The following is an 11,880-nucleotide window of genomic DNA, read 5'->3' on the forward strand; positions in this document are numbered from 1 at the left end:
TCTCTATTGATATTCGATGCCTGTAATCTGCTCGTACTGCTCAGGTGTAATTTCTCCGAATGGGTTGCTTTCTGTGAGCACTGCAATTCTCAACGCTTCAGCAGTTACCCATTTCATTCGAAAAGCGAGAGACCAGAATGTCATGCCGTTTCACCTCCCTTCAATTGGATGATTTCAAGTTTGGTTTCGGCTAGTTCCTGCCCTAGTGAAGTGATTGTCTGTTGTTGCTGAATACTTTGCATCTTGACAGCCGTAAGTTCCCCACCGAGACTATTTATTACTGTTTGGTTTTCAATCCCTTGTAGCTTCATTTCTGCCATCTGACCACCTAATGACCCTACTTGTTCTGATAACGCCGGGCGCGGTTCAGTTGGTTTTTCAGGATCGACTGGATTTGGATACGTAAACAGAGGTTCCAACGTATCCAAGTCAATACGAGTAATAACGCCGCCTTCTGCATAATCTGCTGAATATGCTCCGTAATCCAGCTGTACCATACCTACGGTTTGCTGAACTCGTTCAGCAAGCACCTTGTAAGAGTCAAAATCTTGTTCGACTGTTGTCTCTATAACATCACCTGATCGCTGTCCAGTATTTAAGATGACGTTTCCTGTTGACTTTTCATAATATATCCTTGCACCAACATCCATCCTAATCACCCTCTCTATTCAGTTGCGAAATAATTATAACTTCTTCCCTCGTTTATAAGTCCCGCATTTATGGTAAAACCAGATGCATTCGGGGTTATACGATTCTCAGCCCTCCCGCCCGATGATAACGCAATTATCATATTTAACGGTGTGGTTGTTCCTGTGTAAACGTCTTTAGGCGCATCTTCGCTATAAACTCCAAACCAAGTTTCTTGCGACGACGGTACTTTTGATGCATTGGAGAATGTTATATTTTTAGGCCTGAAAGCAAGTCCGGATACCGAACCTTGTCCATTGTTGAAAATTGTAAACTGTCCCGTTGCAAATCTCTTCCCTGTATTAATTGCATTAATCTTTGCCGCGAGCGTCGCCCAATCATCATTCATCGAAGCACTGCCACCCTTGGCGTTGATGGCATTTACGATGCCCTGCTTCGCGTCAACGCCAGATTGAAAAACATCAGGACTCCAAGCGCCCCACACACTGTTTACGCAAGTACGTACATACATGGTAGGACCCGCAACTTCCAATCTGGTTGCCCTCTGCACGATGTACCCGAGTCCAGATGAGTGTACCATTACCTCAACGAAAAACCAGATGCCATCAACCGAACCTAGGGGACCATTACGAAACCCTATACCGTCGTACTGACCTGCGGAGGTTAAGGTGTTGAGGTCTGTGTTTTGTGCGAGACTCTTCACAAACCCGTTATCCTGAGTGAGTCTATATTTTTGCCATGTCTTTTCATCAACATAGTTCTTTGCGTTATTCTCAGCTGCATTTGCTTTTGTATTGACATATTCCGGTGTTGCAAAACCAGATGCCTGTACACTTGCAATAAACGCATCCCATTGTTGTTGGAAGATTGCTGTGTCTACTCTCACCAGTGAGTTAACAAGACCACAAACTGTGTTGTTTAATCGTTCATCTGTAATGTTTGATTGACTGATAATTGTACTGTTGGCATTAACTCGAACTTGGGCGATTGATAAATCATACATGTCCCCTGATCGTGTAAGAGCCGGTGCTGTCGGGTTCGTTGCAGGTGTACCTTGCAAAACTAAAGCCCGTATGCTTCTTGTAGGCAAGCTGGTATCCAACCTGAGTATGATTCTGTCAATCCGCGGCAAAGTTGCTGCGGGTTGAATCTGCAAAGATAATGGCGTCGAGTAAATGTTATACACGTAGCCATTTATCCATGCGTGACCGGGACTAATACGCACCGTTGCGTCCGTGCCGGATGCGGTAGGGTTAAGATACTGCCCACCATTAAAAACACCGTTTGTGAGTATTTGAGCAAAATAGTCTGCAAAATCCCTCGCAGGATATGTCCTCACATCGGTCGATGTCGAATCAAAAAAACCTGATTTTTCTGGCATGCTCTAATCACTCCTTTTTACTGCTGATGTCAGTTGTTTTAAAACTTGCGTAATGGTCGGCACTTCATCGCCAAGCGAAATTTCGATTTTTGACTCAGGTTCGTAAATCTCTTTGACCTCAGTAATTCGGCTGTTGAGAGTCACGCCCCACGTTCTGTTTTGCACTGTCACAATATCTCCCAAATCCCAGTCTTGTTCAAATATGAAGCTACCCGTATTTAAGATACGCCCGTCATAGGATACGATCTGTTTCTGAGTGGCCAACTTTTGATTCCCCATATCAACCAATTCGGCGGCATTCTCCGCGCCTGAACAGTCTAGGAACACCTCTCTGCGGTCAGCTCCTATTCCTGCACCCACCATTTGGATTAACCTGTCCTCATATTCTCCCTGACCACCGGCATAGCCCACGTTTTTGAATTGTTGGTCTGAGTCCAAGAATGATTGAGATTCGATGTTGTCAAAATCACGCGAGAATATAACTGGTGGCAATAGATTCTGACCTGTGGTAAGGTTCCGGCCTGGCAACACGTCAAAAACCCACTTCTTAATACTGTAGTCCAAACGCACAAACCAACCCATGTTACACCATTCTGCGATCTCCTGAATGACCATGTTGAGAGGTTCAAAACGCGTCTGCCACGGTGTCTGCACTCCCCTGCCCAGGTCAGGAGCATTAATCAAAAATGGCACTCGGCGCTGAGTATTAGTGCTACTGATTAAATGGTTATTAACGTAATGCTTCATGACCGTTTCTGCGGAGCCGCGCACTCGGTCAAAGTTATCCGTCACAGTCACACGACGATCCAGCATGCCGCCGAGTGTTGGTCCTTTGATCACCAGTACTTCTATACCTTGTTCGTTCTGTCCTATTTCACGATACTGGATGATTCCGGCCTTATGCATCTTGTTATCAACTACGATGATTCTTTCTTTTTGCAACTGATCTACACCCTGTTTGTGCAAAGAAATATGCATCTCAAACTCTCCAGCCCGGTAAAACCTACGTGTGAACTGGAGGCTTTCGTAATCATCTATTTCAGCTTTCAGGTTAAAGTCACGATCTATGACACGTACAGAAGGGATGCGCAAAAGCATAAATCAACCACCCCCGTATCTGTTGTTCCAGTAAATTGTAACGTTGGCGATTGCCCTATCTCCCTCACGTTCACTGTCATATACCAGGTTGTTTTGTCCTTGAACAAGTTGGAAGAAGGTGCTACCCAAATCGATCCAGTGAAATACGTTCGTTCTGGTTCCGTCCGGATTAACAACCTCGACACGTTTTTTGCCAAAGGCCGTGTTGATTACAAGCACATCCTCTTCGGACAGATCGTAATTCACCTTGATGAATTCTCCCGTCGTTTCGTTGGTCACCACGGGATTAAGGGCCGGCCCTTTATAATGAATTTCGACTGGTGTAGGTACATCACCGTCATTTTGGAAAACGCCCCTAAATGATGCGAATGCGAACTGAGTTGGTAACCGGAGAGGAAACGTTAATCCTCCTTCTTCAAAACGTAGCCCTTTTGATATTCGAGACAAATCTGTAAAGTACGGATCTGGACAAATGAAGTTGATTGTTAATGGTTGGTTAGTCACGATTCGTTCATCAAAATCTTGCGTCCCCTCCACCACTGCTTGTATTGCATAACTGCGTGCAGAATTAGTGTAAACCAAGGTCCCTAGGCCCAGCTTAGGGTTGAGTATCCGCATGAAGTCACGCCTATATTGATACATTTCTTGCCGAGTTTTAGCGACAATACCCGCTACTACAGTGATAGGTCGATTAGCAAGCATCATATCTACAAATGATGTCCCATCTTGATATGGTGACTTAGTAGATAGCAAGTCTGCCGGTACACCTCCGGTACCTGATATACGTTTCAGGTAAAACGGTTTGGAGGTGCCCAGATACAGACTCTCTCCCCGCGCGTTTGTAAATATGACTGTCTCCATCGAGCACCTCCTAATATGCCAGTTTTTGTGCCGCCTGTTGCGTTGCACGAGCAACATCACTTGGCGTGGTTACCTTTGTATTGAAATTATTGACGACCTCTACTTTTACGGCCTGTCTTGTATCGGTGGTGCCGCTTGATGTTGTACTAGAACCAGAATTTGCTCCAGATCCCGTTGCCGCCGCCTTAGCTGTACTCAGTGCGGATAAAGCAGATGATCTAGCTGCATCGATTTGAGAGTTAATGGATTGTATTAGGCTGGTTATCTGGTTTACCTTAGAGGCGAAACCTTGGTACATCTTATCCCCGAGTGTTTGTCCTGTCAGGTTGTACGCATCGCCAAAGCCCTTTAACAAATCCACAATCTCTTTTTGTTGATTCTGGACAATCATTTTTTCAGCCTCAGCCTGCAAGTTCTTAGCGCTCAACATTTTATCGTATGTGGCCTTGGTTTCCTCCAACTGAGCGTTAAGAGAGGCCTTTTGCGTTTCATAAAGAGCATTAATCCGGGAAACGTCTGCTTCATAATCCGCCTGCATGATTTCTTTCTTGGTAGCGAGATTATCACGGATCGCTTGAGTGTCAGCAGCAAGCTTTTCCTTTAGAGTCTTTTGCTCATTTTGTAGGGATTCTTTTGTATCAGATAGCTGTTCTTGGCGATGACGCTCGTTCTGATCAGCAATGACTTTGTTGAGCTCTTTCTGCAATTGGGCACGATTAAAATCGTCATGCTCGTAATCGATCATGCCGTTCAAACGGTCAATTTTCTTTTGGTCATCAGCATCTAGTTCCGCCCTGCTTCGCTGTTTCTCAGCCTCATTAAGCGCGTCCAGTTGAGCTTGAATTGCTTCAATCTGAGCATTGACGACACTATTGATTCGGGCTATTTCTTCATCTGCGGCTTTCTGAGCAGCGGCAACCCGGGCATCGTAAACGGACTTGATAGCCTCTAGTTGTGATTTCTTCCACTCTTCATTGGCACTGATTTGAGACTTAATGCCTTCCTCAGCAACTCGTCTCTCTTCCTGATACTTTTCTTTAAGTGCATCTTGAATGCCTTTTGACAGATTGTTTATGCCCTCAATCTGTTCTTTTTTATTCTGATCCAATATTTTCTTTTCTTCCTCAGCATATTTCCGGGCCAAATTAAGTCTGTCATTCGTCTGTACTCGGATGGCCTCAGTTACTTGGCGCTCAATTTCTTTCTTCTCTTTAGCACTATAGCGATTATCTTTCATCACCTTTTCCAAATAACTTTTATTGAGATAGATTTGATCGTTGATTAGTCTATCTTCCAGTTTGTATTTTTGCTCGGCAGTTAGTTCTTCTCGCGCCAGACGATCCTCATAGGCCGCTGTGAGCATTTTACTCGTATACTCTGTTGCCTCCTTGCGAATCTCCTTTTCCTTCTCAATCTTGCGCTGAGTAGCCTCAAAGATCATATCATCTATTCTCTCGCGTTCCTCAGCAGAGTCGGCGTACAACTTCTTTATACGTTGTAGACGCTTGATTTCGTCTAACTCAGTTAGTTTGCCAAGTGTTTTTGATCGTTCATAGTCCTTCATCGCTGCGTCCAACGACTTATCGCCAAGAGCTTTCTTCACCGCATAGATTCGTTCTTCGATATCCATCCGTTCCTCAGCAGTTTTAACATGCTTGGCTTTGATTTGCTCAAGGGTTTTAAGCTCGCTTTCAAGCGTGAGCTGATCCATCTTTTTCTTATGCTCCATTTGCTTGAGAGCAGCGTCTAACTCAGGGTTTTCATAAGCTTTTTCTTTTTGTTTCTTTTCTTTTTTCCCTTTCTTCCCATCTCCCTTTTTTCCAGGCAATTCTAAACCAGTAACCGTACCTGTTTTAACTGGTGGAACCACTATAGGTGGAATTTTGATTTCACCAGGACTCATGTTCAGGAGCGCTTGCAGTGATGCGGCCTCTCCGCGCAAACGCGTGAGTTCGGCATTCATCTTATTCAACGCGCCCTCAGCTATCCCACTTGCTCCCGAGATTTTGTTTATACCCTCAACAATTGTTATAGCCGCTTGTTGCTTCGCGATGGCTGTCTGCTTCTCCTGCAACGCCTCTGTGGCCTTAGCTTGAACACTCTGCCATTCCAACTCTACCTCTCGTTGTTTGACCAGAATCAGGCCTTTGATAGCCTCTATGTTGACTCCTGTTGCCGTAGCGAATTGCGGAAATTGATCCAGTAAGCCTTTTTGGGCTGCTGTCCAAGCGTCAGTGCCTTGCTTGGCAGTGTTATACGTCTTGATCATGTTCAGAGTGCTGTTGATCTGTTGTTGTTTAACAGCAGCAGCTCGAGCCATTTCATTTATCTCAGAGGTTGTTGCTTTTTGAGCATTTTTAACAGCGTTGGTATAGATATCAGCAGCTGCCTTGAGATCATTCAGGGACTTGGCACTGATCCTACCTTTGTCGTCCATAAACTCTAGCTGTACGCCGAATTCATTAGCTTTATTCTTCAACTCTTTCAGACTTGTGCCTAGGTCATCAGCAGTATGAACCAACGCCTTCATGGTTTGACCTCGTTCTGCTGCAGTTGTTTGTGATGCTGTTTCAATCAGAGTTTTATAAGTTTCTGTCAACTCGTTAATCTTGTTTATTTCTTCTTGCGTTTTTGATACCTGATCTCGGCTAATGCCATTTTGCTGCACTTCTTGTAGTTTTAACTGCGCCTCAGTCAATTGTTCCGTGGCTGCTTTAGCGCTCAAGAATTCGTTCGTTAGGACTGCGGTAGTCATGGCTATCGCTGTAATAGCTAGACCAATAGGATTGGTGGCAAGAAACACAAGTGCCGTCCCTAGAGCCTGAACGACCGGAATTAAAGCCGCTATGGATATACTTAATTGACCCACGATGAGTAACACGGGGCCAAGTGCAGCAACGAGCGAAGCTATGATAATTATCGTGGTTTGGGTGGACTGATCCAGTTGTGAGAACATTGTTGCAAATTCTGCACCTTTTTGGATTATCGGCTCTAATGCTGCGAGAGCCGCCATCAATGCTGGTTTAAGAGAATCGCCCAGCGTTATAGCCGCATCCATCACCCTGTTTTTCATCGTTTTAAGTTGGGATTCAGTTGTGGCATATCTTGCTGAAGCCTCTTTTGTTAAAGCTATGTTTTCATCCCAAGCTTTCGTACCAAGTTCCATACTTTCTCGGAACAAGTCCCCTGCACCAGATGCACGAAGCAAGGAGTCGCGCACACGAATTTCTGATAATCCAAGTGCGTCCAGCACAGCAAATGTGTTTTCTCCTGCATCTGACATTCGACCTAAACCGTCAATGAAATCGATTAGCGCGCCCCCAGCATTGGTTTTAAATCGTTGTTCGAATTCTTTTGCGCTAATGCCAGCCACCAAAGCAAAATTAGTGAGATCGCGGTTTCCAGTAGCCACAGCCTGCGCCATGTCAATCATCACTTTACTGAAAGCCGAACCGCCCGCTTCTGCTTCAATACCAACCGATGACAACGCGCCTGAGAATGATAGAATTTGCGCTTCTGTTAGTCCTATCTGATTACCAGCACCTGCTAACCGCAGAGCCATAGCGACAATTTCACTTTCGGTTGTAGCAAGATTGTTACCGAGGTCAACAATCGTAGCCCCAAGTCGATCAAAGTTTTGCTGTGGCATCTGTGTGATGTTAGCCAATCGCGCTAGGTCTGTCGCAGCTTGATTAGCTGTCATGTTAGTCGCAACTGCCAAGTCAGACATTGTACTGGTAAATCCAAGGATGGCCTCATTTTTAATACCCAATTGCCCCGCGGCCTCTGCTATTCCGGCAAGTTCAGATGCAGTTGAAGGTCCTAATCTCGCCATTTCACGCAGACCATCCGAAAATCCTTGCAATTCCTCTTCCGTAGCATCCACAGTTTTTCTAACACCAGCAAAGGCTGATTCATATTCAATGGATGCTTTGGTTGCCAGTCCAGCTACTGCAGCAATTGGTGCTGTTAACATCATAGACAGGCTAGTACCTGCATTCCTCATCGCCTGTCCGGCGCTTTCCATTTTCCTCGCTGCCGCTCCTAAAGCATTAGACATTCGGTTCCAAGCAGATGTTTGACGCTCGATCTCGGATTCTGTACTTCTGAGGGCCGCATCCATTCGGTTATACTCAGCAACTGCCCTATTTAATCTAGTTTCGAGATTTTGTGTCTCTCGAGCATCTTTGCCCTTGGCTGTAACAAGTGCTTCATGTTGCTGTTTGAGTTTGATGATCCGTTGCGCCTGTATCTCCATTTGCCGGTTAAGACCGTCCGCCTTGCCCCTCAACTGTTCTTCGGCGGTACCCATAGCATTTAATTTCGATGCAGCCGCTTGCGCCTCAGACTGCGCCACCCGCATCTGTCGATTCAATTGCGACAAGGATTGTTGTACTCCACTGTCACTGATCGTTAACCGGGTGACTAGGTTAGCAACTTCGATTTCCTCTGCCATTCCATCACCTCTTTGTTAAATAAATTGATCAATATATCCGGGTGGGGCAGTCGGTTTCTTTTCATTTTCATGCTGATCTAAACCGTTCACACGCACATGGATTTCCCAAAGTGCAAACAACTTCCGAACTGTGCAACGCCAAAACTCTACCTCAGTCATACCAAGCAAGGTCGTGCCCATGTAATACATCCAGTCCCAATCCCAACCTGCATTCTCTTCGTTTGTCTCGGATGTTGCTTGGTTTGAGTTATCTGGTTTTGTTTCTGGCAAATTAAGACTGGCTGCCCTAAGCACTGTGTCAGTAACTTCTAAAATGAGTTCTTTTGAGCTGTTAATAAAAAAGCTACCTACGTCCTCGACAGTTAGGTCTTCGTCCTCGTGAATTAAACCCGCCCAAAGCCAAGCCCGGACATGTTTAAGCCCTCCATTTTGGAGGGATATGAGCGCTGTTTGCTTAGAACCATACAACTCATCCAGTTCAGCAAACGACCTTAGGCAAAACACGATGTTACGCCGCTTGTCCAGATCAATCGGCACCTTGATAACTCGAACATTTATCATGCTGCTCACTCAGAGGATGCTGCTCTTAAAATCTCATCAGCGATTTGCACCACAGTGTCTGGATCTGCTTTTGAGAAAATGCGTCCAACTTCCTCAACAGTGAGTGAACTATCTTCATGAACTAATCCGGCCCACATCCATGCACGAATGTGCTTCAGACCCCCGCCTTTTAGAGCGTTTATTGCCTCATCCTTTGATCCATAAATTTCTTCCAATTCGATTAGTGCGTTCAAATCAAAAACAAACCTGCGTTCTTTATCCAAATAAACGGTTACTTCTGTCACGTTTGCAGTAGCCAACTCCATCGCCCTCCTTTGTTTTGAACACGCAAAAAAAGAGAGAGGACAATGTCCTACTCTCTCACTCCAGTGCTTTGCGTAGCTCCGCAGCAATAAACTGCGCTACTTTTGATTTTTGCTCGTGAAATGACGGATAGATAAATGGTTGGGCTGGCATTTTAGATGTACCAAACTCCAAAAAATGAGCTCTCCATCCAGTTTTTTTACCAGGACCTACAGCGACATACTTGTCACCATCATCAGCCCTTACCCCACTCACCTTAATGTCATCTCTAATATGCAGGTGATCAATATTACTCACAGCTACTTTTTCCCGTTGGCCTGCCGCAAAGATTTCTCCGCCTGCACGAAGGGTTGAGTTTTCTAGACTCTTAGCGCCTTCTCCGAGTTTTTGCCTGATGGCGGACAACATTTGTTCCACTCCTTGGAGCTCGATCTTAGCCACAATCAGCCGCCATCTTCTTCAGCGCCTCCGCCACTCTCAGGCGGATCTGGTGTTATTGGGGGAGGCGTTACGCCTTTGGGGAATCAGGCACCTTCGTAAACCAAGTAGCGATTTTAGCAGCGCTGGCTGTATTGTTGCTATCTGCACGTACTCTCCACTGGTTATCAAAGATGCGTTTCAAGAATCGTCCTGTGATCGTAGGCGTTTGAAACTCAATCTCACCCTGCTTTGTCGTCGCCTCTTCGGTTGGAAGTTGGAATTTACCTTTCAACAACCAAGTGTAGATGAATGATCCATCAGACATGGAACGACGAAATCCAAGAGCGACCTCTGGCGCTTGATCATCAGAGTTATTCCAAAGCAGTCCATCATCATCAATGGTAGCGCCGAGCAAGTCAGCTTGCTGCTCTAGAGTGAGGTTCGCCACACCGATCTCCACCTCAATATCACCCAAGGCATTTGCAGTGATGATAGGGCCGTCATTACCATGGAGAGTGTTGGACTCCACATTCGGTGTAATGTTCGCTGTGATTGCTGGCAAAAGCACCTTCGGAGTCTCATAGACAGGAGCTTCCGTTGCAGTATCACCGGAGAGTAACTTGGCATAATAAATATCTTGCAAACCTACTGGCACTGTAATTTTGTCTGGCACATAAATCAACTCCCAATGTGTGTTTTTTTGTATCGTAATACCTTGTGATAAATCTTTGTATCAGGCTCATATAAGCTGTTCGATCCACTCCGAACAAAGCCCAAAGACTCCATAACACGATTAGCCGCCATGGAGATTTTGGAAGTATTGCCGCTGTTCCAAACATCAATCTGAAAGTGAATTGCACTACTCAGTTCTTTGTCCCCGGCAAACTTATTAGGGAAGTTGGTAATCTCGAAGAATGTAATCTTCGGATTAGATATGTCTGGTGCAACAAGCGGGTATACTTTGACCTTCCCTTCTTTGTCTCTTCCCAGAAGGGAAATTAACTCCGCGTCATTGCGAAGCGCTGAAACGACAACCGGCTCAAGATCAATGATCATTACATCACGCCCTCAACCATTCATGTGTTCCTCCAGGGCCATTAAATGTGTTTCAGTCCTATCTCCATAGGGATCATCCAAAACAGCAGTGATATTACAAATCCGACCGTTGTTGAGGTCCTTAAATCGCATATCAGGTGTTATTCCATCCCTATAGCGGATTTTGTATCGCAGGGTTAACTCAGCATTAGCCGCAGCCGCTGTGAAGAATTCACGGCCCCTTAGCGGCTCTCTGGAGGCGTACAAGGTCATAACATCCTCCCAAGTCTCTGCTGGGTCTGTTGGATAGCCAGAGTCGTCCTCAGTGCCGTTACTCTTCCTTTGCAGGAGTATCCTCCGGTTCAGCTTTGCTGGATTCATTCACTTCACCGCCCGGATCGTCCGACTTCCCTTTACCCGAGCTCCCTTTACCACCACGGCTGGTTTTTGGCTTTTCCTGTTTGATCTCTGAGCCTATAAACCCCTCTTTTTGAAGGTGTTCAGCCCGGTTCTGGTCATCAGTTTCGTAAGTTCCACCTATAACGTGCCGTTTGAGGCTAGTACGATCACGGAATGTCTTAACTACCGGATAATTCATTTGGAACACCCCATTCCTTGGTCTGCAGAATAATGGATTGAAGTGCAAAGTTGATGCTCTCTATTTTGATCGCCGGATTACGGTTTTCGTAATTGAGAGCAACATGCATCATGACTGCCAGGCGATACAGCGCCGTATTTGACTCTGGAACACCCGCACCTGCTAAATACTCTTTGGACGCTTCAACTAAAAGAGCGAGGATATCATCATCCTCGCTCCCATCAATTCTCAGATATTTTTTTAGTGTTTCAAGTGGTAATTCGAGCATGACAAATAGCCCCTTCCTGCCTTATGGCATAGGGTCTGGTTTCCAATCCAGTTCAGCAATGTATTTTTTACCGTCTTTCATCGTTACATCCAAAGTGTATTTCCACTCAGGCAACGTTACATCCACCCAAATTGTACCGTCGTCGTTTGGCGTCACAATGTTTCCGTTAAAATACATTGCGTTTACCCTGTCTGGTGTGAGAGGTACTTCTACTCCTTCTGCATCCAACAGTTTATATTCGGCGCTCATTA

General features: G+C 45.5%; 15 protein-coding genes. All 15 read right to left on the reverse strand.

The genetic code is table 11. The annotated features are described in order from the left end of the window. Positions 1–3: 3 nt before the first annotated feature. The 15 genes from ABIE27_RS22940 to ABIE27_RS23010 all read right to left on the reverse strand — a co-directional run bounded on the left by ABIE27_RS22940 (position 4) and on the right by ABIE27_RS23010 (position 11,878). Entirely contained in the window at positions 4–144 is a 141-nt protein-coding gene (locus tag ABIE27_RS22940) for an XkdX family protein (protein ID WP_429351579.1), read from the reverse strand. Beyond that, positions 141–650 carry a hypothetical protein gene (locus ABIE27_RS22945; protein ID WP_429351580.1) on the reverse strand — a complete coding sequence of 170 codons (510 nt, stop codon included), beginning with the start codon at positions 648–650 and terminating at the stop codon, positions 141–143. Before ABIE27_RS22945 ends, ABIE27_RS22940 begins: the two co-directional genes overlap by 4 nt. A 14-nt stretch (positions 651–664) precedes the next feature. Continuing rightward, positions 665–2,029: a pyocin knob domain-containing protein gene (locus ABIE27_RS22950; RefSeq protein ID WP_429351581.1), complete on the reverse strand. Its 1,365-nt coding sequence runs from the start codon at positions 2,027–2,029 to the stop codon at positions 665–667. Between the two features lie 3 nt (positions 2,030–2,032). Next, entirely contained in the window at positions 2,033–3,127 is a 1,095-nt protein-coding gene (locus ABIE27_RS22955) for a siphovirus ReqiPepy6 Gp37-like family protein (protein ID WP_429351582.1), read from the reverse strand. Between the two features lie 3 nt (positions 3,128–3,130). After that, positions 3,131–3,988, reverse strand: a complete 858-nt coding sequence (locus ABIE27_RS22960; protein ID WP_429351583.1) for a distal tail protein Dit — start codon at positions 3,986–3,988, stop codon at positions 3,131–3,133. Between the two features lie 10 nt (positions 3,989–3,998). Beyond that, positions 3,999–8,444 (reverse strand): phage tail tape measure protein, encoded by a 4,446-nt coding sequence (locus ABIE27_RS22965; protein ID WP_429351584.1) that lies wholly within the window; start codon positions 8,442–8,444, stop codon positions 3,999–4,001. Positions 8,445–8,459: 15 nt separating this feature from the next. Beyond that, entirely contained in the window at positions 8,460–9,005 is a 546-nt protein-coding gene (locus ABIE27_RS22970) for a hypothetical protein (RefSeq protein ID WP_429351585.1), read from the reverse strand. Between the two features lie 5 nt (positions 9,006–9,010). After that, the gene (locus ABIE27_RS22975) at positions 9,011–9,304 is read right to left on the reverse strand and encodes a hypothetical protein (protein ID WP_429351586.1); all 294 of its coding nucleotides are present in this window, start codon (positions 9,302–9,304) and stop codon (positions 9,011–9,013) included. A 61-nt stretch (positions 9,305–9,365) separates the two neighbouring features. Continuing rightward, positions 9,366–9,749 (reverse strand): HK97-gp10 family putative phage morphogenesis protein, encoded by a 384-nt coding sequence (locus ABIE27_RS22980; protein WP_429351587.1) that lies wholly within the window; start codon positions 9,747–9,749, stop codon positions 9,366–9,368. Positions 9,750–9,816: 67 nt separating this feature from the next. Further along, positions 9,817–10,401, reverse strand: a complete 585-nt coding sequence (locus ABIE27_RS22985) for a major tail protein (RefSeq protein ID WP_429351588.1) — start codon at positions 10,399–10,401, stop codon at positions 9,817–9,819. 5 nt (positions 10,402–10,406) lie between these two features. Then, on the reverse strand, positions 10,407–10,784 hold the full coding sequence (gene gp17 / locus ABIE27_RS22990; RefSeq protein WP_429351589.1) for a tail completion protein gp17: 378 nt from the start codon (positions 10,782–10,784) through the stop codon (positions 10,407–10,409). A gap of 12 nt (positions 10,785–10,796) precedes the next feature. Further along, a complete protein-coding gene (locus tag ABIE27_RS22995; protein WP_429351590.1) occupies positions 10,797–11,144 on the reverse strand; it encodes a phage head closure protein in 348 nt (115 codons plus the stop codon). Further along, on the reverse strand, positions 11,095–11,361 hold the full coding sequence (locus ABIE27_RS23000) for a hypothetical protein (protein WP_429351591.1): 267 nt from the start codon (positions 11,359–11,361) through the stop codon (positions 11,095–11,097). The genes ABIE27_RS22995 and ABIE27_RS23000 overlap by 50 nt, the downstream gene beginning before the upstream one ends. Continuing rightward, positions 11,342–11,629 carry a head-tail connector protein gene (locus tag ABIE27_RS23005; RefSeq protein WP_429351592.1) on the reverse strand — a complete coding sequence of 96 codons (288 nt, stop codon included), beginning with the start codon at positions 11,627–11,629 and terminating at the stop codon, positions 11,342–11,344. Before ABIE27_RS23005 ends, ABIE27_RS23000 begins: the two co-directional genes overlap by 20 nt. A gap of 21 nt (positions 11,630–11,650) precedes the next feature. Continuing rightward, entirely contained in the window at positions 11,651–11,878 is a 228-nt protein-coding gene (locus ABIE27_RS23010) for a hypothetical protein (RefSeq protein ID WP_429351593.1), read from the reverse strand. Positions 11,879–11,880 lie beyond the last annotated feature (2 nt).

The sequence above is a fragment of the Paenibacillus sp. 4624 genome (assembly GCF_050435065.1).
Lineage (GTDB): Bacteria > Bacillota > Bacilli > Paenibacillales > Paenibacillaceae > Paenibacillus > Paenibacillus amylolyticus_D.